Raw genomic sequence first — 25,851 nt, forward strand, 5'->3', positions numbered from 1 at the left:
CGGGGCACTATGGCCACCGGGGGCGCAAAGTTTTCAGACCTGCCGGGCATCATGGCTGCTTGTCCTTTTATCATTCCCGGTAATAGACACATCTTATGGACTCAGCCTACCCTTCCTCTCCCGCCCTCTCGCCCGCGTTGCAAAAAGTTGCGGCGGAAGCGGCGGCACGCCAGAAAAAGACAGCCGGGCATTCTACCCGCCGTCATCTGCCCCTCCGTGTCGGAACCCGTGGGTCTCCGCTTGCACTGGTTCAGACGCGTGCGTTTCTGACCATGCTGACACGCTTTTGCCCGGTATTGCGCGATATGGGGGCTTTTCAGGAGCACCAGATCAATACCACAGGCGACCAGGTGCAAGACAGACGGCTGGCTGAAATTGGCGGCAAGGGCCTGTTTGCAAAAGAAATTCATGAAGCCTTGGCAGATGGCCGCATAGATTTTGCGGTACATAGCCTTAAAGACCTTGAGACAGAACTGCCCCCCGGCCTTGTGCTGGCCTGCACCCTAAAGCGTGAAGACGCGCGTGATGCGCTGATACTTGGCCCAGACCTAGCCCAGACCGACCCAGATGACCCGTATTCAGCTCTACCACAAGGTGCTGTGGTTGGGTGCTCATCTGTGCGAAGGCAGGCGCAAATGCTGCATGCCCGCCCCGACCTTAAATTTGGTTTGCTGCGTGGCAACGTTCAAACGCGAATCGATAAACTGGCAGGCCGCCAGTGCGATGCCACATTGCTGGCTCTGGCTGGGCTACGTCGCCTTGGCATGGCAGAGCGGGCCGATATTGTGCTTGACCCTACCGTTATGGTGCCCGCCGCAGGCCAAGGTATTGTGGGCGTAACCGTGCGCGAAGACGATATTGAACTCCGCGAACTGCTCTCAGCCATTGAAGACTACGAGGCTCGTGCTGTTGCAACAGCAGAGCGTGCTTTGTTGGCCGAGCTTGATGGGTCTTGCCGTACCCCTATTGGCGGTTACGCCCAGCTTATTCCCGTTGTGGCAGGTGGCGAGCCAGAATTGCACCTAACAGGCTTGGTCGCGCGGGAAGATGGCTCGTTTTTGCTGAAGCGCGCCGTTAGCGGTGCGCCTGCCGATGCTGCACGCCTTGGGTATGAGTTGGGTAAAAGCCTGCGGGCCGACAGCCCGGCGGATATTTTTGAAGAGAACTAACATGCCCCGCTGGCTCAAGCGTGTTGTAAAGTGTGCTGTGGCGCACCTACAAGCATCATGAGCCAGCTTTTACACCCATATAAAAGCATTGGTGTTTTGGTAACCCGGCCAGAACCGGGCCTGTCTGAAACACTGGTGGCGGTACAAAAAGCGGGCTGGCAAGCCTATGCCTCCCCCGCGTTAGAAATTAGTGCGCATATACTGCCTCCCTTAGCAAAGCCACCAACGGCTTTGGTGCTTACCAGCAGCCAGGCAATTGCGTGTGCATGTGGCATGGTTGCCAAAAACCTACCCGTTTTTGCCGTGGGCGCGCGCACTGCCCAACGTGCGCAGGCGGCAGGCTTTACGCAGGTTTATAGTGCTAACGGCAATGCGGCAGATTTGCAGGCGTTGCTTGCGCGTATGGTTGTGCCTGAGCAAGAGCGGCTTTTACTATTGTCGGGTGCGGGGCAGGGGGTAAGTCTTGCCACCCAGTTACAGGCTTTGGGCTTTACTGTTACGCGGCAGGTGGCTTATGCCGCCCGGCCTGTGGCCCAGATAGAGCCAGCTATTGTGCAGCAGCTTAGGACTGGGAGTATTGGGTACAGCCTGTTTTTTTCAGCCCAGAGTGCCAAAGCATGGGTGCAAGCCCTGCCGCCCGATGTGCTGCCTTTTGCCGCACAGACAACGGCTTTAGTATTGTCTGGTGCAACAGCCGATATAGTGCGCGCCGCTGGCTGGCAGCAGGTACATGTTGCTGTACAGCCCAATGCAACAGCGCTTTTGGCATTGTTGGGTACACGCCCTGCTTAAGTCTGTAGTTGCTTGCATATAAGCCATAAAAAAACGGCCCACTTGGCATAAAAGCCAGAGGGGCCGTTTATAAACGCATAAAAGCAGGTAGGTAAAAGCCCACCTGCTTGTTGTGCGGTTTAAACTTAGGCGTTGCCAGCCGTTTGTGGGAATTCAGCGCGTTTGGCCTGCCACAGTGCAACAAAGTCGATAGGTTGAAGCACGATAGGCGGGAACCCACCGTCACGCGTGACATCGCTGATGATGTTGCGAGCATAAGGGAAAATAAGACGTGGTACTTCAACCAGCAGCATAGGCTCAATAAGCTCCTGCGGCGGGTTGGTAAGGGTTACAACAGCTGCATAAGCCAGTTCTGCAATAAACACAGTACGGCCCGGTACGCCACCTTCGGTTTCTGGTGCTTCTTTGGCTTCTGCCTTGATAGCCAGTGTCACTTCGTAAACAGACTGGTCATCTTGCAGGCGGCTTGCTTGCACATCAATGTTCACAGCAATGGCAGGCTGAGAGCGCAATGTTGCAAAAATTTCCGCACCAGCTGGCACTTCAAAGGAAAGATCCCGTGTGTATTGCAGGTTAACGGCAAGCGGGAGTGCAGGCGGGGTGGACTGGTCGGTTTCAGACATGGAAAAAAACAGCTTTCTTGTCAGGTCACACAGAAATTGGTCGGTCAAATGATCACCCCGGCCACTCAGCGCGTGGCTTGCGGTGGGGTGGTATAATACAGGGCACGTCCGGCGCGGCTCTGCAAGGGGAAAGCGGTTAAAATTTATTTGCTAACAGAAGGCGCAGCGTCTGCTGCGGTGGGCTTGCATGGGGTGGGTGGTTTTTGCGTGGACCATTTAGGGTGCCTTAAAGAGGGTAATGCCGCCATTCTCCGTTTTCTAAACTGTCACCACACAGGCCCAGCAAAAACCACCAATGCGACACAACAAGCGTCTGCCCGCTGTCTGGGCTTTGGCGCATGCTGGCTAAAAACGTTTGTACGCGGTGCTGCATATGGTGGTCTGGTTCTGGCTGTTCAGACCACCAGCGCTGTGAAAGCGCACTAAAGTCGAGTTGGGGCCATGCGGCCTGCAAGGTGGTGGGGCAGGAGCCTTCATCGCAGGAATAGAGCCCGCGCTCCCGAATAACGGGGGTGATTTGGGGTGTTAGGTTAAGGACGCGCGCCAGCGGGGCGGCAGTTTGCAGCGCACGGGTAAAGGGCGAAACCACAATACGGGTAATGGGTAGCCCCGCCAGTTGGCTTACAAGATTTTGGGCCTGCGCCTGCCCTGCAGCAGAAAGGGCTGGGTCTGCCAGATTGGGGTCTCGGCCTGTTTGGGTGTAAAGACGGTTGAATTCGCTTTCGCAGTGCCGCAAAATAATCATGCTCTAGCAGATAGAAAAAAGAAGGCCCCAAGAGCAAGGGAAATACGCTAAAAATGAGACATTGACGGGGCTGCTCATTGTATCAGGCGGCTGCCTTGTCTATGTGTAAGCAATGCCCATTGAGAGTGTTCTCTGCCTGCGGGCGGGCACGTAAAAATAATGGACGTGTAAAAATGGATTTTTCTTTCGACCACTTTCCGGTCGATCTTGTTCTTTTCGCTCTTGTTGCCGCTTTTTTGGTATTGCGCCTGCGCAGTGTGCTGGGCCGTAAAGTTGGCATTCAGCCCCTACCAATGCCGCTCCCACAGCAGGCCGAAGCCCTTAAAAAGGCGATAGACGCCAAAGCGAATACGACCGAGCAAAAGGCTGAATTTAGTATTCCGGCTCCGGCTACACGTGTGGGCCAACAGCTTGAGGCCATACGCCAGCAAGACGCAACCTTTACCCCCCAGCAGTTTTTAACCGGGGCACAGGGTGTGTTTACTGAAGTTGTGACCGCTTTTGCCGCAGGCGAGCGTACCCCGCTTGAAAACCGCCTGACACCGGCTGTTTATGCGTCTTTTGAGGCCGCTATAACGGCGCGCGATGCCGCGGGTGAAAAACAGCGTACAGAAATTAAAGCCATTCGTTCTTTGGCCATTGAAGATGTGCGCCTGACCCAGCTTGCAGCCGGTACCGGTGCCGCCATTGATGTGCGTATTGTTTCTGACCAGATTAGCCTTGTCACTGGGGCAGATGGCCAGCCTGTTACGGGCATGGACGCGGTAACCGAGTTTTCTGACCTCTGGACATTTGAGCGCCTGCTGGGTGTTGCTGGCAGCACATGGCGCTTGGCATCGGCCCGTAGTGCGTGACAGCAAAAAAGGGTTCGAAAGTCTCTGTGGCGGCCGTACAGTCTCGGCGCTACAAAGTGGGCCGCCAGCACATTGTGCGGGGCGACTGCCTGCGTGTGCTGGCCCGTATGCCCGCAGAGACAATAGATGTTATTGTTACCTCACCGCCCTATAATATAGGGCTGTCTTACAAAAGCTACCCCGACCGCAGAGACGAAGAAGACTATCTGGACTGGATGATGACAGTTGCAGAAAGTCTGAAGCGTGTGCTCAAGACAGATGGGTCTTTTTTTCTGAATATTTCTGGCTCATCTGCCCAGCCATGGCTTCCGTTTGAGCTGGTTGTGCGCCTGCGTGAGCTGTTTGTGCTGCAAAACCATATTTCGTGGGTTAAGTCCATTTCGGTGGGAGATACCAGTTTTGGGCACTTTAAACCCATGAACAGCCAGCGGTTTTTGCACCGAGGGCATGAGCACCTGTTCCATTTTACCCAGCGGGGGGATGTGTCTATCGACCGGTTGAGCGCTGGGGTGCCGTATCAGGACAAGTCAAACATTGCCCGGCGTGGCCACCAGCAAGACAGGCGTTGCAGGGGGGATGTCTGGTTTATTCCCTACGAAACAGTGCGTGGCCGGTCTGAAAAGTTTGACCACCCCGGCACTTTTCCCGTTGGGTTGCCAGAGCAGTGTATTAGGCTGCATGGCCGGAAAAAAGCCAAAGTGCTTGACCCCTTTATGGGCACAGGCACCACACTTGTTGCCGCCCAACGCATGCACTGCGAGGGCGTGGGTATAGAAATAGATGATGACTACGTGGCCATTGCCCGTAGGCGTTTAATGGAAGACTGGCTCGATCAGTAACCTGTATTTGCCCAATAGAGCGTAGGTTTTGCGTAGGTAATCTGGCTTTTAAAACAGTCTGTTATCTATCTTGATCGATTTTGTTAATAATTTATTTGAAAATAATCTATTTGACAGTTTGATATGTATCAAACACAACACAGATCAGACTGAGTAAAAGAACGAATAGTTTTTAAAAACGAGCGGGAGTTTGTGTGTTGCGCAGAGTTATAGTGTCTTTGGTGGGGGTGGGTATTCTTGCTTATGGTGGAACAATTGCGTTTTTAACGCATTTTGACCATTCTACAGCACCGCAGCTTTCTGCCTCATCTCCAACTAAACAAGACCCGGTAGCTCTTGCAGCCTATAATGTGCTGGCAGAAGCACGGTGCGATTACTGCCACGCAACGGGGCGTAACTTGCCGTTTTACTTCAAACTGCCAGTTGCAAACCAGTTGATGGAAAAAGACCTGCACGAAGGCTTACGCCACTTCCGTATTGAGCCCGTGCTGAGTGCTTTTGAGCAAGGCAAGCCCCCAACGGAAGAGCAACTGTCGCGCATTGAAGAGGTTATTACCCAAAACCGTATGCCGCCCACCATGTATTTGCTGATGCATTGGCACGCGCATTTGTCTGATAGCGAGCGCCAAGCTGTGCTGCATTGGGTAGAAGAAACCCGGCGTAAATATTATGCAGACACAGGGGCTGCTGCCAAATTTGCCGGTGAGCCTGTGCGCCCTGTGCCAGCCAGTGTGCCGGTAGATGCTGCTAAAGTTGTGCTGGGCCGCCAGTTGTTTTTTGATAAAAACCTGTCTGGTGATGGCACCCTGAACTGCGCAAGCTGCCACGACCTGAACCACGGTGGGGTAGACCACTTGGTAACGGCTACAGGCATTGGTGGCCAGAAAGGCCCTATCAATGTGCCAACAGTTTATGATGCGTATTTTAAAATTGCGCAGTTCTGGAATGGCCGTGCGGCAGACCTGGCCGCACAGGCTGCTGGCCCGGTTATGAACCCGCTGGAAATGGGCTCGCACGATTGGGCACAGGTTGCGGCTAAATTACAGGGCAACCCTGAATATGCACCGCTGTTTCAAGCCGCATTCGGGGCCGATGCCAGCATTGACCAAAACACCATTACCACGGCCATTGGTGAGTTTGAAAAAACACTGCTGACCCCAGATAGCCCGTTTGATGATTACCTGAAAGGCAATGCCTCTGCCATTAGTGAGCAGGCAAAGCGCGGCTACGACAAGTTTAAGAGCATTGGCTGCTCTGGCTGCCATAGCGGTATTGCCTTGGGTGGTGGTGCCTACGAAGTTATGGGGCTGGAAGGTGACTACTTCAAAGACCGTGGTGGTAAGCTGACAGCAGCTGACACAGGGCGATATGACGTAACCCATAAAGACGAAGACCGCTCACGCTTTGTGGTGCCAACCCTGCGTAACATTGACCAGACTGGCCCATACTTCCATGACGGTAGCGTAAAAACGCTGGAAGATGCCGTGCGCAAAATGGCCCGTTACCAGACGCCAGATAGCACAATTTCAGACCAAGATGTGTCTGACATTGTGGCTTTCCTGAAAACCCTTACGGGTAAATATCAGGGCCGTTCTTTGGCTGATATGGCGCAGTAAAAAGCCAGAGGTTAGAAAAATAGAGGTTTTTCAAGACTTTTGATCTGAACCTTGAAACAAAACCCACCCACTGGTGTATAACCTTGGGTGGGTTTTTTTATAGGGGTTTGGCCAGTGGCAAGGCGGCGACAGCTACAGGATGAAGAAAAAATGCTGTGGCAGCACGTCATGCGTGATGTGGTGCGCCTGCATGGAGCCATTGACCCAACCTCTACGACTTCACCTGCGGTAGAGCCCGAACAGCCCGCAGCCCCGCCGGGTAAACCAACGCCACGCCCGCGTAAACAACCCCGCAGGGCAAAGGCGCTGCCAGAGGTAGACTTTGCGCTTTTTGTACCCCCAGCCAAACCGGTTGTGCAGGTGCAGCGCACGGTGCACCCTGTAGAAGAAATTGGTAAACGCTACCCCGGTGTGGATAATTACAGTTGGCGTACTTTTTCAGAAGGGGCCATGCGGGTGCAAGGGCGGTTAGACCTACACGGTCTGGTGGCGCAAGACGCGTTTCGTCGCCTGATGGATTTTATGGATGTGGCCCATATACGTGGCTATCGGTGTGTTGAAATTATAACCGGGCTAGGGACAGGGGTTGAAGGCGGCATTTTAAGGCGTGAGTTGCCGCACTGGTTGGCCCGTCCAGAAATACGACACCGTGTTTTGGGGCTGGCATACCCCCACGCCGCTAATAAAGGTTCGGTGCGCGTGTTGCTGCGCCGCCGCCGTGCGTAAATTGGTTTTGAGGGGGAAGCGGCAAACACCCCAGAGCTAAGGAGTGGGCCGGTCTTTTTTGGTAAACTTCAGCGGCTTTCTCTTACCCGGTTTTGTAGCGTGTTAAAGAGGCGCAGCATTTGGGTAAAAAAATTACGCTAAACTAACCTAAATATTCTTTAAAAGACCTTGTTAAAGGCGGGGCTGAGGGCGGTCGCGCCATTTGGGAATGTTAAGGGCCAGCCAACGGCGGAGGGCCATAATACTGCTCACATCTGGCATCATGGCGGCGTAAGCGGTTGTGCAGGCCGTGCTGGTAAGCATGTATTCGTTTTCGTCACGCGCGTGGGTGCGTAGGTCTGGTTGTGTGGCCGCAAGTTGGCAGGCATGCCGCCATTGCGAGATGTCTGCTGGCGTAGAAAGAATAGGCAGCATAAGCCCAGCTTTCATGTTGCAGGCAGCACTTATGGCACCCCAGACAGTATAGTTCAGGGCATTGGGCATGCGCCTGCGTTCTTGCTGGTAAATGGTTGTAAAATCTGGTGGTAAGCCCCTGCGTAAAAACGGGTCTTTAGGGAACGCATTAGAAAAGAGGGGCTCAAACCCTTCTTCTTGCAAGGTGGCGGCGCGCTCTGTGTAGTCTGCATCAAAGGGGAGCTGAATAACATCAACCGTCCCGGCCCGCAGTGCGTCTATGGCGGCGTTAGGCTGGCCAAGCCCCGGTATGGGCAGGGGGTGCAAGGCAAGTAGGTCTAGGGCAAAAACAGTGGGTAGTTCTGCCCCGTTATAGCTTGAAACCCCAACGCGTAAGGGGCGGCCATTAATCATGCTGGCTAAGGAGCGGTGTAGCGATGCACGGCCTAAAGCAACTGTGGGCTGGTGGCTTAAAAACGTGGGCACCCAGCGTTGGTAGTCGTAATGCACGCGGGAGTCGCCGGTCATGGCGGCTAAAATGGCAGAGCCGGGCACCATAAGGGCGGCTGGGGGTTCAACTTGCTCTTGTTGTGTTTCGAACAGGTTGGCACCGGTAATGCCGTCCCACCCGGTTGTGGTGGTAAGGGTAAATGCGGGTTTGTGGAGTGTTTCTGCTAAATTTGGGGCCAAAAGGCTGGCCCACTGGCCGCTCAAACTTTCAGGCACCCCAGCCACAATAAGGCGCGCTGGCCCATTGGCGGCATTGCTTTGCACAGCTTGAGCACTCCGCCCAAACGCCGAGAGCGCACATAGCCCAGCCGCAGCCCCCCCTATAAGCCCACGGCGGGAGAGGGGGGCAGTGTGTTTACTGGGTGTTTTCTGGTCTCGGCACGGCACGCGGGCTAGCCCCCTGTTGGTCATCCTTCGCAAGGCTGCTGTTTTGCTGGGCGGCTTACAGCGGCACTTGGGTCACACTGGCATGTTTAACCATTCTTCACGGCAAAATAAGGGCCGAAGTTTAGGGCCACTTCACTTCTGGGGGCATGCTCATCAGAATTGCTTCTGTGTTGCCGCCGGTTTTAAGGCCAAACAGGGTGCCTCGGTCGTGTAGCAGGTTAAATTCTACATACCGGCCACGGCGTATCAGTTGGGCTTCGCGTTGCTCGGTTGTCCAGGGTTGGCCCATACGTTTACGAATAATGGCGGGGTAGGTTTCAAGAAAGCCAAGGCCCACATCTTTGGTGAAGGCAAAGTCTTGTGCAATGTTGCCACTATCGAGCCGGTCATAAAAAATGCCGCCAAGGCCGCGTGGTTCGTTACGGTGGGGCAGGTAAAAATACTTGTCGCACCATGCTTTAAAGCGTGGGTAATACTCTGGGTTGTGGCGTGCGCAGGCGTGCTCAAAACCAGCATGGAAGCGGGCTGCATCGTCAATTGCTTCAGCAGATTCCGGAAACATGGGGGTAATATCGCCCCCGCCACCAAACCAGCCTTGGGTTGTAATAATCATGCGCGTATTAAAATGGGCCGCAGGCACAACTGGGCTGCACATGTGCGCCACAAGGCTAATACCTGTTGCAAAAAAACGGGGGTCTTTAGAGGCGCCGGGAATGGTGGCGGCAAATTCTGGGCTAAAAGTACCTTCAACGGTGGAGACGTTTACTCCCACTTTTTCAAACACGCGGCCACGCATAAGGCTCATAACGCCACCACCACCGGGTGTGCCATCTTCGTTCTGGCGGTTCCAGCTTTTGCGCTCAAACGTGCCCGGTTGCTCATGGCCGGGTAGCACTTGGGTGTTAGCCTGCACGGCCTCTTGCTCAATGGCTTCAAAAGCAGCACAGATTTTGTCGCGCAGGGTTTCAAACCATGTGCGGGCTTCTTCCTTCAAAGCAGCGTGTTCGGGAACCGAGTGAACTTTGGTAGGGATCATGCCGGGGTCTCTGTTTTGATGTCTCGCGCAGTAACTGCCTTGTTCATTGCGGTCTATGGCCGTTTTGTAAAGGCGTGCGGGGGTTAGAAAAGTGTTATAAGCACGCTTGGCGCATGGCGGCCTTGCACGCATAACACACGCAACGTGCTATAGAGCACGCCAATGGCCCGGCATAAGCACGGGCTGCACGTTAAGGGCCGCTTGCGTGCCAGAGGCAGGAGAGAGACAGCAGCGTATGTCTGGCACACCCTTACCCCCACAGCATACCGTAAGTGCTCTCGCTCCAGACACGCAGCCACCGGCGCAAGGCTTTTTAAGCCATACATTGAGCCTGCGCCTACCGCGTGACCTGAATATGCTCTGGACAGTAGGGGCCATGCTGCTTGTGGTTTTGGCACTTATGGTTGCCAGTGGGCTTACGCTTGCCCTGTCTTACACACCCGATGCAAATTTGGCCTTTAGCACGGTTGAGGCATTAGAGCGCAGGGCGCCCTCTGGCTGGTTATTGCGTAGCCTGCATATAACAGGGGCCAGCTTTTTTATGCTGGCGCTTTACCTGCATGTTTTTAGGGGGCTGTGTTACCGTTCTTACGCCCCCCCAAGGCGTGGGTTGTGGCTGGTAGGGGTTATGCTGCTGGTTATGGTTATGGTGACCGCTTTTGCGGGTTATGTGCTGCCGTGGGGGCAAATGTCTTACTGGGGGGCAGATGTAGCGGGTAAGGCTGTAGGGGCCATTCCGCTTATTGGCCCCTTGCTTGAAAGTGTTTTTTTAGGGGGCGATAGCCCCGGCACACCAACATTGCACCGTATGTTTGTGCTGCATTTTACGCTGGCTTTTAGCATTGTAGGGGCGGTTATACTGCATGTTGCTGTTTTGCATGCCAAAGGTAGCAACAGCCCCTCTGGTATAAAAGGGCAGGCTGCGGCGCAGAGCTTGCCCTTTCACCCTTATTTTACCGTAAAAGACCTGCTGGGTGTGGTGCTTATGGGCATGGCGTTTACGGCAGTTATGTGCTTTTGGCCGCAACTGGTAACAGAGCCCGCCAATTACCGGCCAGCTAACCCCTTGCATACCCCAGCCGATATTGAGCCAGAATGGTACTTTCTACCCTTTTACGGCATGTTGCAGGCTGTGCCGTCTAAGTTTTTTGGGCTGCTTATTTCTGGTGGTGCCGTGGTGGTTTTATTGTGTGTGCCATGGCTCGATAACCGGCAAAATTCTAGCCCTATATGGTTACGGTATGGCCGTGTGGCCGGGCTGGCTTTGGGTATGCTGGTTGTCTCTTTTATTGTGGCGGGTCTTGCCGGGCGGCACCATGTGCAAGGGGGCTGGTTGTGGGCTGGGCGTTTAGCGACGTTTGGCTATTACGCCTATTTTTTAGGTTTTTTACCGTGGCAGGCCCGCGCAGCCCGTAAAGGGGTAAGCGCATGACCGGCACCTTTACGGCTCTACCAGCTTTCTTTTTATGCGGGCCTAAAAGAGGGCCAGTTGAGCAACCTTTTTTACAAGTGCAGCGCACTATGGCGCGTGTGTTTTTGGGTGGCTTGCTGGCTCTAGGGTGGTGCGGGCAAAGCTATGCACAGTCTTTAATGCCCGATAAAGCGCCCGTGCAAAATTGGTCTTTTAATGGCCCGTTAGGGCATTTTGACCTTGCTGCCGTGCAGCGTGGTTATGGCGTATTTGCAGGTGTATGTGCAGCCTGCCATAGCCTTAAAGATGTGCATTTTGCAGACATGGCGCAAACTGGCCTAACGCCAGATGAGGTTATAGCTCTTGCCGCATCATGGAAAGTGCCGGTAGCTGTAGGTTCGGAGCGGTTACGCAAAGGCCTGCCAGATGATGCGTTTCCCAACCCGTACACCACGCCAGAGGCCGCGCGGGCGGCCAATAATGGCGCGGTGCCACCAGACCTCTCACGCATAGGCGTACTGTACCCGGGCGGGCCAGACCGTATTTTTGCGCTGTTAACAGGGTATGACACAGGGCCAAAACAGGCCGGAGGGCAGGGGGCAGCTCCCCCCGGTTTTGCGAACCGCTACGCCATAGCTCACCGCACCGCCATGCCCCCGCCTTTGCACCAAGATGCCGTGGTGAATGCAGATGGCACCCCCGCCACCGTTGAGCAGGAAGCCAAAGACGTAACCACCTTTTTGGCATGGGTTTCTGCCCCTCATGCAGACAGCAAACGCCGCTTGGGTGTTGGCGTGGCGCTGTATCTGTGTTTTCTCGCCATTCTACTTGTGATCCTGAAGCGGAGAATCTGGTCTCATGTCGCAAAATGACGTTGTTGAGCCTGTTATTGGCCTTATTGGTGGCTCTGGCCTGTATGATATTGAAGGCTTGGAAGAAAAAGAGTGGCGGCATGTTGAAACGCCGTGGGGCGCACCATCTGACCAGTTGTTGTTTGGCCGGTTTGAAGGGGTGCGCTGCGTGTTTTTGCCCCGCCATGGCCGTGGGCACCCCATTCCGCCCTCACGCTTGAACTACAAAGCTAATATTGCAGCGCTCAAAATTTCTGGCGTAACCGATATTGTCTCTCTCTCCGCTGTGGGGTCTTTGAAGGAAGAACTGCCACCGGGCCATTTTGTGATTATTGACCAATTTATTGACCGCACCATCTGGCGCGAAAAAAGCTTTTTTGACACAGGCTGCGTTGCCCATATTTCTATGGCAGACCCGCTGTGCCCCCGCATAGGAGATGTGCTTGAAGCCAACACCAAAGCTCTGGGCATAAGCGCTACCCGCGGTGGTACGTATCTGGTTATGGAAGGCCCGCAGTTTTCTACCCGTGCAGAAAGCGAGCTGTACCGCACATGGGGCTGCTCAGTGATAGGCATGACCAACATGCCAGAAGCGTCTTTAGCGCGTGAGGCAGAAATATGTTACGCCACCGTGGCTATGGTAACCGACTATGATTGCTGGCACGAAGAGCACGATAACGTGACCGTAGACAGCGTTATTAAAACCATGCAGGCCAACTCAGCTAACGCAAAAGCGCTGGTTAAAGCCGTTATTCCGGCATTGGGCCAAAAGCGTGAGTTGTGCTCTGCCGGGTGTGACCGTGCCCTTGAGCACGCCATTATTACCGCGCCAGAGGCCCGCGACCCCGCCCTTATTACCAAGCTTAAAGCTGTAGCCGGGCGGGTGCTGGGCGCTTAATTTTAGGCCATCCCTTGCATGGAGGGGAAAAGACGTGGATGCTAACCCAGTTCTAAAAATTGGTTCTGTTTGCCCCTATGTCTTTTTCTTTCCTATCTTCTGCTAATGCTCGCCCTGTTGCCCTGCTTACGGGGGCAGCAGGTGGTATAGGTACGTGCCTAACCAGTAGGTTGGTTGCTGCGGGCTACCATGTGCTGGCGTTAAGCCGCAAAGGCGACACCCCAGCACAGGCGCATGTAAGCGCTCTTGCCTGCGACCTAACACACCCTGCCCAAAGCGAGGCTATTTTTACAGCCCTAAAAGCTGATGGCGTGAGCATACGGGTGCTTGTGCATTGCGCTGGCGTTATTACCCCCCAGCGTATGGGCGCGTGCGATACAGCTTACGTGTCTACCCAGTTGGCTGTTAACCTTGAGGCCCCAATTTTTTTAACCATGCAGGCACTGGCTCTTATGCCGCGTGGTGGGCGCATTGTGTTTGTAAACTCCATGGCGGCTTTGGTGCCTTTGGAAGGCAGTAGCATTTATACGGCCAGCAAGTTTGGCTTGCGCGGGTTTGCGCTGTCTTTGGCGCAAGATGTGAGAAGCCGGGGTATTTCTGTCTCGTCTGTTTTTCCGGGGGCGGTTGATACGCCTATGCTCCACCGTGAAATGGAAAATGGCGGTTCTGTTCTTAATTTTGTGACGCCGCCAGCCACAGCCGATGATATTGCCCAAATTGTTGAAAAACTGATTAAACGCCCACGGCTAGAAGTGTTTTGCCCAAGCGCAGATGGTGTGCTGGCGCAGTTTATGCTCATGATGCCGCGTGTATGGCGGTTAATTTTGCCTATTTTGTTGAAAAAAGGCCTTAAAGGTAAAAAGAAGTATCTCGATAAAAAAAGCAAATGTGGGTTTTGAGAACCTCATTGCTTGTGGCGTAGTGGCTAACAATTGGTTTTAAAAATTGTTTGGTGAGGGCTTTCTGCCTGAAGGTTTATTTTCTCTCCTTCATAAGTTCTGACCTTTTGAAAAAAACCCGGCTTACACTGTAAGCCGGGTTTTTTGTTATGTAAGCGCCACTCTGTTTTAGAATGTTACTGCAGAACGCACGCCTATAATATTACCGCTATTAGAGCCGATATATTTGCCTGTTCTATTGGTTACATCGGCATGGGTGTAGTTAAGCATAATGCGGGCAAAGCTGAGCAGGTACCAGTTAACACCCACGGTTGCTGTCCAAGCGCGCCCGCCTGTTGGTAGGCTCGAGGCATCTATCCAGTCTAGCCGTGCTGCAAGCTCCCACCCGCCCCAGCCATCTGCTGTCATGGGGTGTAAAATGCGTGGTGTGGCCCATTGGCCTGTATGCGCAAAATAATTAGGTGTTTCGCCTGTCAAAAAAATACCCGTTTGCACACTTACGGCTTTTTCTGTGCCAGAGGCGCCTGCATAGGCCATGTTTGTTGAGGGCAGAGGGGCCGTATCACGCAGTTTGATATGGCGTACGCCACCTTCAGCTAAAAACCAGGCAGATTTCCAGATACCAAACAGTTCCAACCCGCCAGCCAAAGAGTTGGCTATAGGCATGGTGGGGCCAAACTGGAGGGCAAAGGCATCATCTGTGCGGGCAAGCAGTCTTATGTTTTGAGAGAAAGACGTTGCGGGTTTTACATCTTCATAAAAGCCCCATGCGCCCAAATGCAGCAACGATGTTTCGTTCCGCCACGGAATATAATGTGTGCGCAGCATGTAGGTGATGTCGTCGCGTATGTTATTGGTTTGGTTGATTGTATTAACATCGTTACCCGTAATTTGGGTGGCAACGTGCCAGTCTTTCCCGAATATTTTGAAAGCGCCCCCCATGCCGTACCAGCCTTTCACGGGGAGGAGGGTATTGGCTACACCATCGCGGTCAAGGAACACGGTTTGGTCTGAGCCTGTTGAGCCATCAAAACCGCGTTCGTTGAATTTGTTGCCTAGAGAATATTCTACGAGGTGGCCTGCCATTTTGTCGCTCCATGTTACAAAAGCGCTCATGACAGAAAGCTGGTTGTTAGAATAATCACCTTCTAAAACCCAAGAGAGTTGGTGGGCGTTCCCTTCAACCCCTATACGGGCGGCACGCATAACCGTGCGCGAAATATTGTGCTCTGGGTAACGGCTACCAAAACCGCTGCCGTAATCTGCCAAAATACGCCCACGCATACGGAAAGAATAGGCGTTATCTGGTGTGGTAATTTGTGGCAGGCCCTTACCCCATTTAAGTACCAGCCCCCCAATAGTTGTGCTGCGGTTGGAGGTAGGAATTTGCGATGCCACCCCCATAACCGGCGCCGAGCCAGACGGCATGTTAGACACCGCCCCATAAGACCCCGGTGCGGCAGCTAAAAGCGGGTAGGTTGTTTGTGTTTGCGCTGCCAGTTGTGGTGTGTCCCCCCCAAAAGCAACGGGCTCTACGGGGCCAGAATGCAGGGTGGGGGTGTTAGTCCGTGCTACAGACGGTGGTTTGACTGCATTTTGCGCGGTTTGGGTTGCTACAGTGTGTGGCGTTGTGTGTTTTTCAACTTTGGCCAAACGAGATTGCAGGTCGTGTATTTGTTTGGACTGTTGTTTAACCAGCCGAATAAGTTCCTGCACTTCTGGGTCGGCTGAGGTTGCGCGGGCGGTAGCCGCGTCTAGCACGGTGCCAAGTGTTAGGCTGATAACCAAAGAGCTATAACGTGCAAGCCGTGCAGGCCGGGACGGAGCAAGGTGTTGGGTCATGCTTTTTTACTGTCGTAAGGCTGGGCCACAACGCTGGCAATAAGGCCGCAAAGTGCTGCAAATGCCAGCCATAGGCCCGGCATGGCGCGGTTACCTGTTGTATGGATAAGCCATGTGCACAACGTAGGCGTAAACCCGCCCACACAGGTTGCCAGACTATATGCCAGTGAAAAACCTGTGGTGCGAATACGCGGCGGCACAATTTCAGTGAGGTAGACAACTGCGGCACCATTATAGGCGCTGTACAGCACAGACAGCCAGAGTTCTACGCTCAGCAGGCGCCCAAACGATGGTGCACTCACTAGCCAGTGCATAGTGGGGTATGCGGTAAGAATGGCCAAAGCAGTCGCCCCGGTAAGTAGGGGTTTGCGGCCAATTTTATCTGACAAAGCGCCAAAAACCGGCACGAGCACAAAGTTGCTTAGGCCCACGCATAGCGTAACCACAAGGCTAACATGGGCAGAAAGATGCAGCACAGCACTGCCAAAAGACGGCGTGTAGGCGGTGATAATATAAAACGATGTTGTGGTCATAAGCACAATAAACAGGCCGGTTACAATAACGCGCCATTCCTGCTGTATTGTGGTAAGGATTTCTTTAAGTTTGGGTGGGCTGTGTTGCGTGGCAAAGGCTTCTGTTTCTTGCAGGTGGCGGCGCAGAAAAAACAGAACTGGCACAATAAGGCAGCCAATAAGCAGCGGGATACGCCACCCCCATGCTGCCATATCTTGCGCAGAAATAAGCGATGCCAAGCCAACGCCAAGTGCAGCGGCAACCATAACCGCAATTTGTTGGGAAGCAGACTGGAAAGAGACAATAAAGCCCTTGTTATAAGGCTTGGCAATTTCAGCCAGATAGACAGAGGTTGAACCAAGCTCTACCCCCGCTGAAAAGCCCTGTAACAAACGCCCAGCCAGTACCATAAGCGGCGCCAGTAGCCCAATGGCAGCGTAACCCGGCGTTAAGGTTAGGGTTAAGGTGCCAATAGCCATAAGGGTAAGGGTAAGAATAAGGCCTTTGCGGCGGCCTATCCGGTCTACATAGGCACCAAGCACGAATGCCCCAAGTGGGCGCATTAAAAAGCCAGCCCCAAAAGTTGCAAAAGAGAGCAAGAGCTCAGCATACGGGTCTGATGATGGAAAGAAGGTACGGCCAATAGCGGCGGCATAATAGCCAAACACCATAAAGTCGTACATTTCCAACATGTTGCCGCTAGCCACTTGGGCGGCAGCTTTCATGCGTTCTCGCGTGGTTTGTGGTGGGGCCGGGGTTACGCTGTGGGCAGCGAAAGTATCGGCCCCATCAGCCTGATAGGCCGGGGGTGTGCTGCTAGGGGTCATTTGTGCATATTCTTGTTGTTGGTTTTTATTAGAGAGCCCTCACCACGTAGGGTGATCAGCCATATAAGCACAATTAGCAGTATGTGGGGTTAATATGGATAAATATTTTTCATAAAGAAGTGATGTTCACGTTTTTATAAGGCCGGGAACCTTAATCGTTACTTGGCCGGTGCATCTGGTGTTAGGCTTTTACGAATATCTTGGGAGTATGTGTCTTGCGGGGTTGCGTTATCTGGCCGGGTAATACGGCTGTGGGCTTTAAGCTGGGCAAAGCTCATACCGTTGGTGTTAAGCAGGCCTAGGTCATACGCTAGTGCAGCCGTATGGCCGCTTAGGAGCACACGCCAGTCTAACCTGTAGCGCAGCTTGGCTTGTGCCCGTGTTAAAATGCCAGTGGTGCAGTTATCTGTTAGCGTATTGTACCATGCGGGGTGGCTGTTAAGTTTATGTATTTCTTGCAAATAGCTAACAAACAACCTTTCGCGAGATTGGGCGGAAAGCGCAAGGTTATATAAATAAACACGCTCTTTACGAATATCGGTGCGCACACCAATAAGGTCTCGCTCATCTGCGGTTACGTAAAACGTTTCGTAATGATGGAAAAAACCTGCAATGGCTGAATAGTCAAAGCGTTTTTGCCGCCGGGTTTCAATAGACATGGCAAGGTGCCTGCCATCTTTAAAGCCAAAGCTTAGAAACACATGGGCTATGTTCTCCCCTGCCCAGTAAGAGGTCACTAGGTCAAGAGATGTCAGGTCATCTAAGGCGTAATCGGCGGTGTAATAGTGGGGGGTGTACTCTTCTGTTGTGCGGTAGGTTATGTTGCGCACATTAGTAACATGGGCCACACGGTTTGTAAGGGTGGCATCTGCTGTTATGGCATATTCTTTGGCCCAGTCACGGTTATTGCGTGGTGGGTCAGTTAGGTACCACGCCAAAAATACGGCAAACAGCCCCCCGCACACAGGTTTGCTCCACCGTTTTTTGCGCCACACAATGGTGGTCATAATGCCGGCAGGAAAAGCGCAGGTTAGCAGTAGCCTTAGTGCGGTGGGCTGCACGGTAGAGTAATAAAAAGCAGCAGCAGCAAAAGCCGTTGCCAAGACAAGAAAGAAGTACCCCGCCCAAACGAGCAGCTTTGACCACACTGTTTGCATGTTACAGCCCTTGTGCTTGTGCTTGTGCTTGTGCTTGTGCTTGTGCTTGTGCTTGTGGGGTAGGGGGAGTGGCTTTGAGGGGGGCTGGCTGTGTAGGCTCGTAGTGGCCGCCCATGCTTGTTATGTCTTGGCGGGTAATATGCTCATCGGGCGTTTGTGTTTGTAATTGCTCCAGCAAAATACGCCGTACTTCTGCAATGGTAATGGGGTTGGATTGTGTAGAGTGGCCAGAGTGGCGCACCACTAGCTCCGATCGTGCTTCGGGAATATGGGCACTTTTATAGGCCACAACGCCGTCATCAGCATTTTCGAGCGCGCCGCTGCCTAGTACCGGAATAATAGAGTGAGCTGTTACATCTGACGTAACCGGAATGGTAGCGAGTGTGCGCATAAAGGCGCTCCGTGGCGACATGCCATACACGCTGCCCACACGCCAAGGTGCCATGTTAAGGCGGCGTAAGGCGGGGTCGCTGGAGAGCACGGCTTTGGTCGCTTCTGTTACCGTAAGGGGGAAGGTAACCATACGGCCTATCATGTGTGCGATAGAAAAACCGGCCAAGTAACTGCCGTGCTGCGGGGTTGAAATAAACACCACACTTTTAACTTCTGGCAAAGGTGTTGGGAAAAGCACTTCGTGCAAAAAATCTTTATATTTTTGAGAAATTTTTAAAGAGTCTAACGGGCGGGGCACCATACCATTCCATAACGTGTCCCCTGCATTAATGGTGAGCAGCTTTATCAGTAACCCGCCTTGGCTGTGGCCTATTAGGGTCATTTGATTAAGGGCGGGGTCAGACTGTGTGCCGCCAAGTTGCTTAACTGCCTGCTGCAAAGCGCGGCGGAGTTGCAGGGCGGAGTAGGGAATGGGGTTGCCTGTGGCGTAAGAGAAAAACCAGAACTCGTAATTTTGCCTAATGGTGGGGTCTTCCATCAGGTCATTCACCATATTGGCCCAGCGCGCCGCACTGGATGCCGTGCCGTGCACCAACACAACCGGTCTGTGCCCGTATTGGTGGGGGTCTATGGTGAGTAGTTGCGGGGCTTGGGTTTGGTCAAACAGGCGGCCATCTAAAAAGCCTTTATATTCGGTTGACCAGTCCATGGTTTCGTTCAGGCTTACGGCCCGGGCGGCAGTTTGGTTATATTGTAGGGGTACGGGGGTTGGGCCGCCCTCTACTGTGTGTGTCGCTGTGTCCATTGCCGTAAGGGTAAGGGTGGCCTGCACGTGGGGTGAAAGCACTTGCTGGCGCGGCATGGTAAATTGCAGTTGCAGGTTAAGCGGCACCCGCAGTTTGTCTGATATTTGAAAAGAGTCGCGTTCCTGCTGTGAAAGGCGCGGCAGACCGCCCACCGGCTCTCCTAAGCCCATATGGCTGTAAACATTTTCAAACCCGCTTACAGACAGGCGGGCTAAGGGCCGCAGGTCTGTAAGTGGGTGGTCGTGCCATTTAAAGTCTTGCGGGGTACCGTTTACAGATAATGTGCCAAAAGGGAGCGCCCATTGCTGGGTTGTTTGTAAAATGGGCGAGCCAAAAGCTTCTGTCATGCCAAACATGTACAGGTCACACGCTTGCCTAAAATGCGGGTCAAACGCGCTTGGTTTTTCAGCTTCTGTGGCGGTTGGGTTAAGGTAGGCGTAAGCATAAAGGGCCGCGGCCATAAAATAGGCGCGGTTGCTGGTTTTGCGGGCGTGTAAATAGCTTAGCTCAGAAAGGGCAAAAAGCTGGTCTGCCAGACCTTGGGCATAAAAATGCTGCTGCGTCATGGTGCGGAGCTGGGCAAGAGCATTTGTTGGGTTTTTACGCCATGTGTCTAGCAGGTTTAGGCGGCGTAAAATGCTTAGGGTTGTTGCACTTGGGGTTTTGCTATTGAGCGCGCTCTGGCTTTGTTGCTGGTAAGCCTGTGGCAAAGAAAGTTGCCTTACTGCAACAGGTGCCGCACATGCCGAGAGTAACAGAAAAGAGGCGCTCCATGAGGCACACCGCACAGAAGAAAAAAGGCTTTTTGACACAGGAAACGTCTTAACTTTCTTTGTGCGCGGGCGCGAAAATATGCCGTGTATGGCGCTGTGTGTCAGCCCGCGTTTCTGCCACCAGTAGTGAGTTAATGTGTAGCATGAACTGCCATGGGGGAAAAATAGAAAGACCGACGTATAGGGTAACGGCGCCCGTGTAGCACTAGGTTGTGAGGTAGAACTGCGCCAAAAAGAAATTTGGCGCTTACAAAGCGGCAAAAGCGAGCACTGGGTTGTAAAAAACGGCTGTATAGGCCTGTTGGGGGTGCTTGCGTGCAGCCTCCTTAAAGAGTTGCCGTATGCCCAAAAAAAGTAGAGCCTTTTATAACATAATAGAAAATATCTCATTTTTTATTGAATATAAGACACATTGCACGAAACTATAGAAAACGAAAAAACGGCTGAAAGCAGAGTGTTATGGCTTTTGCAGAATATCGTTTACGCCAAAAGAGTGTGTGCTCTTTACGCAAAGTAAGTTTGTGTACGTTGAGTGCGCTAGGGCTTATGGTATTGCCCGCGTGTGTACCTACAAATGAAGAAGCCGTAGCGCCCCTTAATGTAGAGCAATTTAAACCCGGTGCAGACCGGTTGTCTGTTATGCAAGTTGTGGGCCAGCCTGAAAGCACAGCGCGGCAAGCAGGCCGCCAGTGTGACACATACCAAGTTTACACCAAGGGGTTACGCGCAGAGACCCCGAGTGTGCTTGCAGGTGCAGCACCCTTTGCAGGGCAAAAGCAACAAGGGCAAATGGATATACAGCCAACGTTGCATAAATTGGTATTTTGTTATTCCGCTAATGGGGTTTTGTCTGATATTTATGACCAAAACCCAACCACATCGTTACAGCCAGTGCATAGGGTTTTTAGTGTGCCCTACCAGCAGTCTTCTCAGGCGGTAACATTAACTGTGGCACAAGCGCACCCGGTTAAAGCGCAAATTGACCATATGCAAAGAGACCCGGCTACCGGCCAAATAATTATATACCAGAAGGCAGCGTTACCAAAACCAAGCGCACAGGCTGGCAGCATTACCCTTAATACTGTCTCGCAGGAGGCAACAAATGGGCGCCAGCAGGTTGAAACCGGGCAGGTGCAGGTTTCTACGCGCGCTACAGCCGATGATCTTAACACAGTCAGTCAGCAGAAAGCTCAGGCTGCTAATCAGGCTACTTTTGCGCAGGCAGCGCAAGCCCCGTGGCGTACGCCAGCCAATACTGCGTTGGGGGCAGGTGCAGAGTAAAAGGCGGTATTTAAAACAGTCGTGTAAAAAATTTTTGTATAAGATCAGGTAAAATATGTGGGCGTTTAAAAGCCCCACACACCATTATGGGTGTGTGGGGTTGTTTTTTAGGCTGCTGAAAAACGTGCGCTAATAGCGGCAATACGTTTACCGTAAGCGACAGCCGTATCGAGGTGGCCTTGTGGAATTTCATCAACGCTTGCATCGGCTGGGCTTTGTACCAACAAGCCAACTGAGCCACCAAGGGTGTTGGGGTCTGTGGGCTGTGTGGCTTTTGTGTTGCTGGGCAACTGGCCAAGGCTTACCCACAGCCCACCATGTTGTGAGGCCAGTGTTTGCAGAGCAGACAGAGTTAAGCCTTTGTCCCCCACTGGGCTTGCGCTGTTGGTGAAGCCACCAAAAATTTTATCCTGCCAGCCGCGGTTGTACCAAATGCGCGATGTGGCATCGGCAAATTTTTTAAACTGCCAGCTTACGTTACCCATATAGGTGGGGCTGCCAAAAACAATGGCTTTTGCGGCATTAAGCTTTGCCCAGTCTGCCTCTGTTAGTTCACCATTTTCTGAAATGGCAACCAGCTCTGCTGCGGCACCTTGTGCGACATGTTCGGCCACTTTTTTGGTGTGGCCAAAGCCAGAGTGATAGACAACAATAATATCAGCCATGGTCTGTTTCCCTGCTTTTAGGTGGGTAAGGCGTTTCTGCATTGCCCTATTACGTATGGGGTGGAGCATGGCTTAGCTTGGTGTGGTTGATAATCTGCTTTGTGGGAAAGTCATCTCACACTCACAGTATGAAGTTGGGGTGTGCGAATAGGTATTGAAAAACCATGACCAACATAGGCACACTGCTTTTAGGCACATGACTAGAGACGTGTTGAAAAAGCAGGATACAGCAAAACCATGGCACACAAGATAAACACCACCCCACGGCGGTTGTTAGGCGCGCTGGCGCTTACTAGCATATTGGCCGGAGGGGCTTTAGTCGGGAGCCTAACCGCAAAAACCGCTTATGCGGCGCTGGCACAAGGTGCACAGGCCCCAGCCTTTACGGCCCCCGGCGCAAAAGCCGGTAAGCCTGTTACGTTTGAGCTGAAAGAAGCCCTTAAAAAAGGGCCAGTTGTACTTTATTTTTTTCCAGCTGCATTTACACCCGGCTGCACGCTTGAGGCACATGCCTTTGCTGATGCCACAGACGAGTTTGCAAAGCTAAAAGCAACAGTTATTGGCATAACGGCGGGCAATGTAGAGCGCTTAAAAGCGTTTTCTGAAGAAGAATGCCACGGTAAGTTTGCCGTTTTAGCAGACCCCAAAGCCAAAATAGCCACTCTGTACCAAAATACCAGCACACACGGCCTGAGCGTGCTCTCTGACCGAACCTCTTACGTTATTGCACCCGATGGCAAAATTCTGCTGGCCTTTACCAGTTCAGACCCGCAAGCCCATGTAAGCCGTACCATGGCGGCTGTTACCGCATGGTACGCGCTCCATTCTTAAAAAATGCCTTTAAATTTGCACGATTGTTGAGAAGTCAAAACTCTGCCCTTTGGGGTTTTCACCCAAACGTAGTGTTGTGGGGGTGGGCATAAAATAGGGGGGTACCGGCAAGTTGTACGGTGCGGGTGCCCCTTTAAACACGCGGCCTGCAAGATCAAATTTAGAGCCATGACACGGGCAGGCGTAGCCACCGGGTGGGGTTTCTTGGCTTATAGGTTTACCCGCCCCTTCTGCTGCGGGTGCTGGTACATTGCCCGCAGCGGCTGGCGCATAGGCGGGCACGCAGCCAAGATGGGTGCAAATACCAACATACACCCCGTATTCGGGCGTTAAAGAGCGGTGCCAGTTTTCAGCATAAGGGGGCTGTTGGTGCTCTTTAGAGGTTGGGTCGCGCAGGGTGTCTGCCTGTGCAGCGTTTTGCAGCTTGGCAATATCTTCTGGCGTGCGGCGGAGAATAAACACAGGCTTACCCTGCCAGACGACAGTTGTTTGTTGCCCCGGTGCCAGTTTGGACAGGTCAACATCAACCGGCGCATGGGCAGAGGCACTGTCTTGCGGTTTAAGGCTTTCTAGAAACGGAATGGCACAGGCAGCGGCCCCGGTTACGGCCCCCGCAGTTGTGACCATGCCTAAAAAGTCGCGGCGGTAGGGTTCCTGCCCGGTGGGGGTGTGCTCTGGTGTTTGGGGGGGCGAGGGGGGTGTTTTATCCATGGTGGGTCAGGCTCCTCCGTGCAGGCGTTTCCAGATTTTCTTCTTCCATGCAAATGCCAGCAGAAGCAGAACAATAAGGTAAAGCACAACCCCCTTGCCAATATGGTGGCGTGCTGTGCGGTGTGGGTCAGATGCCCAAACCAAGAAAGTGGTTATGTCTTTAGCTTGCTGCTCTACCGTGGCGGGTGTGCCATCTGGGTATGTCAGGGCACCGTTTACAAGCGGTGGGGGCATGCCAATAAAGTGGCCATCGGCCCAGTCGTTGTAAAATTTGCCCGGTACGGCGGCTACACCGGCAGGGGCGGGTATGTGGTAGCCGGTTAAAAACGCATACAGCCAATCTGCCCCGTGGGGGTGAATAAGTGCTAAGCGCGACTGGTCTGGCGGGGCAACGCCCCCCATCATAGCGGCGGCTGCGGCATCGCTCGGGAAAGGGGCTTTAAAGTGGTCGTCTGGGGTGCCGGGGCGGGTTGTGGGTTGGCCGTCTTCATCGACCGGGCCGGGAAACTGCTTGCTATGGGCTAACGCGCCAATAGTTTGGGGGCTTAGGCCAATGCCTAACAGGTCGTTATAGGTTAGGCTGCGCATACCGTGGCAGGTGGAGCAAATATGGTCATACACCATAAAGCCGCGTTGCAGGCTGGCTTGGTCAAACGTGCCAAATGGCCCGTCAAAACTCCATTTTTGGTGGGGTGGGGCTTTGGTGGGTTCTGTTTGGGCGTAAGCATGTTGGGGTAGGGCTACGCTGGCCCCTAAAAGGCTTAGGCCCAGTAAAGTGCTACGCATAACTATAAAACGTGGGAGCGTTGCAGGCATTAGGCGTCTCCCTGTGCGGCGGCAATAGACGTGGGCAGCGGGCGGGTTTTTTCAAACCGGGTGGCAAGTGGCAAGAGCACTAGAAAATAGCAATAATAGTAAAGCAGAGCAGCCCGGCCCAAAAGCATCCAGCCGCCTTGGGCGTGGTGCTGGCCCACAACGCCAAGCAGCACAAAAGCCCCAACAAGCCCAATAAGGCCAACCCGGCACATGGGCCTAAAACGGGCAGAACGCACGGGTGAACGGTCTAGCCACGGCAGAGCAAACAGCACCAAGAGCGAGCCAGCAGCCGCAACAAGCCCCCCAAATTTAGACGGCACAGATTGCAGCATGCCGTAAAATGGCAGGAAGTACCATTCAGGCTCAATATCTGCCGGGGTGTGCATGGGGTCTGCCGGGGCGTAGTTGTCTGGCTCAATAAGCAAGCCCGGCCAGAAAAACAGTAAGAGTGCAAAAATAAGAGCAAACAGCACCAGCCCAAACAGGTCTTTACTGGTAAAATAAGGGTGGAAGGGCACGGTGTCTTTTGGGGTTTTAGGCTCTATGCCCAGCGGGTTGTTAGAGCCAGTAACATGCACCGCAGCAACATGCAGGCCCACAACCCCGACAACCAGAAAAGCCAGAATAAAGTGAAGCACAAAAAAGCGATGCACAAAAATATCGCCCAGATGGTCGCTGCCTGCCAGCACATGCTCTAGCGTGTCGCCAATAACAGGCACAGCGCCTACGGCTTTGCTAATAACATCTGCCCCCCAGTAAGACATTTGGCCCCATGGCAAAATGTACCCGGCAAAAGCAGTAGCCATAACCATAAGCAGCAGCACCAGCCCGGTAAGCCACAAAATTTCACGTGGGGCTTTATAAGACCCGTAATATAACCCACGGAACAAATGCACATACAAAGCGGCCAAAAACAGGTTGGCGCCTACCATGTGCATGGCGCGCAGTAGCCAGCCACCGGGTAGCTGGCGGTCTATGGCCTCAACCGACAAAAAAGCATCGGTTGCGGTGGGGGTATAGTGCATGGCTAAAAAGGTGCCGGTTGCCAGCATAAGCAGCAGCACAATGGTAAGAATAGCCCCAAAATTCCAAAGGCCGTTCAGGTTTTTGGGCATACGAAAGTGAATATATTCGGCTTTAAACCCGCTAATAATGGGTAGGCGCTGGTCTATCCACCCGGCAAGGCCGGTGCTTTCTTCTGTGCTTGCGCAGGAAGGGGAATGCTCCGGTGGGGTGGGTTTGGTCATTGTTTTTCCGTTTTTAGGGGTTTAACGCCCGGCAAGAACCAAAAAACATAAATTAACCGGAATAATTTGCAAGCCAGTAAAGGGCATGCGCCTTGCCCAGTGTGGGGGAGTATCCTGAGTGCGCCATGTTGGCAACAGCAACCCGATGCAAGTTGGCAACAATTGCTGCAAAAGCGCACAAAAGAGGCAGAGTTTGTCTTTCCTTTCTGTGTATTTTTTGTCCTAAAGCAACGCCATCAC

At 53.1% G+C, this 25,851-nt stretch carries 24 protein-coding genes; 12 read left to right on the forward strand and 12 right to left on the reverse strand.

Annotation, left to right across the window (positions count from 1 at the left end):
- Positions 1-95 precede the first annotated feature (95 nt).
- Positions 96-1,169 carry a hydroxymethylbilane synthase gene (gene hemC, locus Abor_RS03530; protein WP_048840468.1) on the forward strand — a complete coding sequence of 358 codons (1,074 nt, stop codon included), beginning with the start codon at positions 96-98 and terminating at the stop codon, positions 1,167-1,169.
- 57 nt (positions 1,170-1,226) lie between these two features.
- A complete protein-coding gene (locus tag Abor_RS03535) occupies positions 1,227-1,961 on the forward strand; it encodes a uroporphyrinogen-III synthase (RefSeq protein ID WP_084594353.1) in 735 nt (244 codons plus the stop codon).
- 125 nt (positions 1,962-2,086) lie between these two features.
- Here the strand turns inward: Abor_RS03535 and secB are convergent, their stop codons facing one another.
- Both secB and Abor_RS03545 read right to left on the reverse strand, forming a co-directional pair.
- Complete coding sequence (secB, locus tag Abor_RS03540; protein ID WP_048840469.1) at positions 2,087-2,584, reverse strand: protein-export chaperone SecB; 498 nt, start codon at positions 2,582-2,584, stop codon at positions 2,087-2,089.
- 226 nt (positions 2,585-2,810) lie between these two features.
- Entirely contained in the window at positions 2,811-3,329 is a 519-nt protein-coding gene (locus tag Abor_RS03545) for a histidine phosphatase family protein (protein ID WP_048840470.1), read from the reverse strand.
- Between the two features lie 173 nt (positions 3,330-3,502).
- On the opposite strand from Abor_RS03545, the gene Abor_RS03550 reads away from it, so the two are divergent.
- The 4 genes from Abor_RS03550 (at position 3,503) to Abor_RS03565 (ending at position 7,364) form a co-directional block, all read left to right on the forward strand.
- A complete protein-coding gene (locus Abor_RS03550; protein ID WP_048840471.1) occupies positions 3,503-4,183 on the forward strand; it encodes a Tim44/TimA family putative adaptor protein in 681 nt (226 codons plus the stop codon).
- Positions 4,180-5,022: a DNA-methyltransferase gene (locus Abor_RS03555; protein ID WP_052946348.1), complete on the forward strand. Its 843-nt coding sequence runs from the start codon at positions 4,180-4,182 to the stop codon at positions 5,020-5,022. The genes Abor_RS03550 and Abor_RS03555 overlap by 4 nt, the downstream gene beginning before the upstream one ends.
- 197 nt (positions 5,023-5,219) lie before the next feature.
- On the forward strand, positions 5,220-6,638 hold the full coding sequence (locus Abor_RS03560) for a cytochrome-c peroxidase (protein WP_048840493.1): 1,419 nt from the start codon (positions 5,220-5,222) through the stop codon (positions 6,636-6,638).
- A gap of 150 nt (positions 6,639-6,788) precedes the next feature.
- On the forward strand, positions 6,789-7,364 hold the full coding sequence (locus Abor_RS03565) for a Smr/MutS family protein (RefSeq protein WP_048840494.1): 576 nt from the start codon (positions 6,789-6,791) through the stop codon (positions 7,362-7,364).
- Positions 7,365-7,535: 171 nt separating this feature from the next.
- Here the strand turns inward: Abor_RS03565 and Abor_RS03570 are convergent, their stop codons facing one another.
- Both Abor_RS03570 and hemF read right to left on the reverse strand, forming a co-directional pair.
- A complete protein-coding gene (locus Abor_RS03570; protein ID WP_048840473.1) occupies positions 7,536-8,678 on the reverse strand; it encodes a hypothetical protein in 1,143 nt (380 codons plus the stop codon).
- A 97-nt stretch (positions 8,679-8,775) separates the two neighbouring features.
- A complete protein-coding gene (hemF, locus tag Abor_RS03575; RefSeq protein WP_048840474.1) occupies positions 8,776-9,690 on the reverse strand; it encodes an oxygen-dependent coproporphyrinogen oxidase in 915 nt (304 codons plus the stop codon).
- A gap of 235 nt (positions 9,691-9,925) precedes the next feature.
- Here hemF and Abor_RS03580 point away from each other — a divergent pair, with 235 nt between their 5' ends.
- The 4 genes from Abor_RS03580 to Abor_RS03595 all read left to right on the forward strand — a co-directional run bounded on the left by Abor_RS03580 (position 9,926) and on the right by Abor_RS03595 (position 13,749).
- Entirely contained in the window at positions 9,926-11,122 is a 1,197-nt protein-coding gene (locus tag Abor_RS03580; RefSeq protein ID WP_048840475.1) for a cytochrome b, read from the forward strand.
- 89 nt (positions 11,123-11,211) lie between these two features.
- Complete coding sequence (locus tag Abor_RS03585; protein ID WP_052946350.1) at positions 11,212-11,973, forward strand: cytochrome c1; 762 nt, start codon at positions 11,212-11,214, stop codon at positions 11,971-11,973.
- Entirely contained in the window at positions 11,960-12,850 is an 891-nt protein-coding gene (locus tag Abor_RS03590; protein ID WP_048840476.1) for an S-methyl-5'-thioadenosine phosphorylase, read from the forward strand. The genes Abor_RS03585 and Abor_RS03590 overlap by 14 nt, the downstream gene beginning before the upstream one ends.
- A gap of 77 nt (positions 12,851-12,927) precedes the next feature.
- A complete protein-coding gene (locus tag Abor_RS03595) occupies positions 12,928-13,749 on the forward strand; it encodes an SDR family NAD(P)-dependent oxidoreductase (protein WP_048840477.1) in 822 nt (273 codons plus the stop codon).
- A gap of 168 nt (positions 13,750-13,917) precedes the next feature.
- Here Abor_RS03595 and Abor_RS03600 read toward each other — a convergent pair whose 3' ends face one another.
- The 4 genes from Abor_RS03600 to Abor_RS03615 all read right to left on the reverse strand — a co-directional run bounded on the left by Abor_RS03600 (position 13,918) and on the right by Abor_RS03615 (position 19,997).
- A complete protein-coding gene (locus Abor_RS03600; protein WP_048840478.1) occupies positions 13,918-15,591 on the reverse strand; it encodes an OprO/OprP family phosphate-selective porin in 1,674 nt (557 codons plus the stop codon).
- Positions 15,588-16,931 carry an MFS transporter gene (tcuC, locus tag Abor_RS03605; RefSeq protein ID WP_084594354.1) on the reverse strand — a complete coding sequence of 448 codons (1,344 nt, stop codon included), beginning with the start codon at positions 16,929-16,931 and terminating at the stop codon, positions 15,588-15,590. Before tcuC ends, Abor_RS03600 begins: the two co-directional genes overlap by 4 nt.
- A 158-nt stretch (positions 16,932-17,089) precedes the next feature.
- Positions 17,090-18,088 (reverse strand): Lnb N-terminal periplasmic domain-containing protein, encoded by a 999-nt coding sequence (locus tag Abor_RS03610; RefSeq protein ID WP_052946349.1) that lies wholly within the window; start codon positions 18,086-18,088, stop codon positions 17,090-17,092.
- Position 18,089: 1 nt separating this feature from the next.
- Complete coding sequence (locus Abor_RS03615; protein ID WP_373319047.1) at positions 18,090-19,997, reverse strand: esterase/lipase family protein; 1,908 nt, start codon at positions 19,995-19,997, stop codon at positions 18,090-18,092.
- A gap of 522 nt (positions 19,998-20,519) precedes the next feature.
- On the opposite strand from Abor_RS03615, the gene Abor_RS03620 reads away from it, so the two are divergent.
- Positions 20,520-21,341 (forward strand): hypothetical protein, encoded by an 822-nt coding sequence (locus Abor_RS03620; protein WP_048840479.1) that lies wholly within the window; start codon positions 20,520-20,522, stop codon positions 21,339-21,341.
- Between the two features lie 107 nt (positions 21,342-21,448).
- Here Abor_RS03620 and Abor_RS03625 read toward each other — a convergent pair whose 3' ends face one another.
- On the reverse strand, positions 21,449-22,006 hold the full coding sequence (locus tag Abor_RS03625; protein ID WP_048840499.1) for a flavodoxin family protein: 558 nt from the start codon (positions 22,004-22,006) through the stop codon (positions 21,449-21,451).
- Between the two features lie 237 nt (positions 22,007-22,243).
- Between Abor_RS03625 and Abor_RS03630 the strand changes: the two genes are divergently transcribed.
- Positions 22,244-22,837 (forward strand): peroxiredoxin, encoded by a 594-nt coding sequence (locus Abor_RS03630; protein WP_048840480.1) that lies wholly within the window; start codon positions 22,244-22,246, stop codon positions 22,835-22,837.
- Between the two features lie 9 nt (positions 22,838-22,846).
- Here Abor_RS03630 and petA read toward each other — a convergent pair whose 3' ends face one another.
- Genes petA through Abor_RS03645 form a run of 3 tightly spaced genes read right to left on the reverse strand, consistent with a single transcriptional unit; the run spans position 22,847 to position 25,611 of the window.
- Complete coding sequence (petA, locus tag Abor_RS03635; RefSeq protein WP_048840481.1) at positions 22,847-23,548, reverse strand: ubiquinol-cytochrome c reductase iron-sulfur subunit; 702 nt, start codon at positions 23,546-23,548, stop codon at positions 22,847-22,849.
- A gap of 6 nt (positions 23,549-23,554) precedes the next feature.
- Entirely contained in the window at positions 23,555-24,364 is an 810-nt protein-coding gene (locus Abor_RS03640; RefSeq protein ID WP_232015146.1) for a cytochrome c1, read from the reverse strand.
- Positions 24,364-25,611: a cytochrome b gene (locus tag Abor_RS03645; RefSeq protein ID WP_048840482.1), complete on the reverse strand. Its 1,248-nt coding sequence runs from the start codon at positions 25,609-25,611 to the stop codon at positions 24,364-24,366. The genes Abor_RS03640 and Abor_RS03645 overlap by 1 nt, the downstream gene beginning before the upstream one ends.
- Positions 25,612-25,851: the final 240 nt, after the last annotated feature.

The organism is Acetobacter orientalis (assembly GCF_000963965.1).
Lineage (GTDB): Bacteria > Pseudomonadota > Alphaproteobacteria > Acetobacterales > Acetobacteraceae > Acetobacter > Acetobacter orientalis.

Coding starts and splice junctions, on each gene's coding strand:
- Abor_RS03595 (WP_048840477.1), top strand. CDS start 12,928: ATGTCTTTTTCTTTCCTATCTTCTGCTAATGCTCGCCCTGTTGCCCTG.
- Abor_RS03565 (WP_048840494.1), top strand. CDS start 6,789: ATGCTGTGGCAGCACGTCATGCGTGATGTGGTGCGCCTGCATGGAGCC.
- Abor_RS03535 (WP_084594353.1), top strand. CDS start 1,227: ATGAGCCAGCTTTTACACCCATATAAAAGCATTGGTGTTTTGGTAACC.
- Abor_RS03600 (WP_048840478.1), bottom strand. CDS start 15,591: ATGACCCAACACCTTGCTCCGTCCCGGCCTGCACGGCTTGCACGTTAT.
- Abor_RS03620 (WP_048840479.1), top strand. CDS start 20,520: ATGGCTTTTGCAGAATATCGTTTACGCCAAAAGAGTGTGTGCTCTTTA.
- Abor_RS03590 (WP_048840476.1), top strand. CDS start 11,960: ATGTCGCAAAATGACGTTGTTGAGCCTGTTATTGGCCTTATTGGTGGC.
- Abor_RS03640 (WP_232015146.1), bottom strand. CDS start 24,364: ATGCCTGCAACGCTCCCACGTTTTATAGTTATGCGTAGCACTTTACTG.
- Abor_RS03630 (WP_048840480.1), top strand. CDS start 22,244: ATGGCACACAAGATAAACACCACCCCACGGCGGTTGTTAGGCGCGCTG.
- Abor_RS03550 (WP_048840471.1), top strand. CDS start 3,503: ATGGATTTTTCTTTCGACCACTTTCCGGTCGATCTTGTTCTTTTCGCT.
- Abor_RS03570 (WP_048840473.1), bottom strand. CDS start 8,678: ATGACCAACAGGGGGCTAGCCCGCGTGCCGTGCCGAGACCAGAAAACA.
- Abor_RS03545 (WP_048840470.1), bottom strand. CDS start 3,329: ATGATTATTTTGCGGCACTGCGAAAGCGAATTCAACCGTCTTTACACC.
- hemC (WP_048840468.1), top strand. CDS start 96: ATGGACTCAGCCTACCCTTCCTCTCCCGCCCTCTCGCCCGCGTTGCAA.
- secB (WP_048840469.1), bottom strand. CDS start 2,584: ATGTCTGAAACCGACCAGTCCACCCCGCCTGCACTCCCGCTTGCCGTT.
- hemF (WP_048840474.1), bottom strand. CDS start 9,690: ATGATCCCTACCAAAGTTCACTCGGTTCCCGAACACGCTGCTTTGAAG.
- Abor_RS03585 (WP_052946350.1), top strand. CDS start 11,212: ATGGCGCGTGTGTTTTTGGGTGGCTTGCTGGCTCTAGGGTGGTGCGGG.
- tcuC (WP_084594354.1), bottom strand. CDS start 16,931: ATGACCCCTAGCAGCACACCCCCGGCCTATCAGGCTGATGGGGCCGAT.
- Abor_RS03645 (WP_048840482.1), bottom strand. CDS start 25,611: ATGACCAAACCCACCCCACCGGAGCATTCCCCTTCCTGCGCAAGCACA.
- Abor_RS03625 (WP_048840499.1), bottom strand. CDS start 22,006: ATGGCTGATATTATTGTTGTCTATCACTCTGGCTTTGGCCACACCAAA.
- Abor_RS03580 (WP_048840475.1), top strand. CDS start 9,926: ATGTCTGGCACACCCTTACCCCCACAGCATACCGTAAGTGCTCTCGCT.
- Abor_RS03610 (WP_052946349.1), bottom strand. CDS start 18,088: ATGCAAACAGTGTGGTCAAAGCTGCTCGTTTGGGCGGGGTACTTCTTT.
- petA (WP_048840481.1), bottom strand. CDS start 23,548: ATGGATAAAACACCCCCCTCGCCCCCCCAAACACCAGAGCACACCCCC.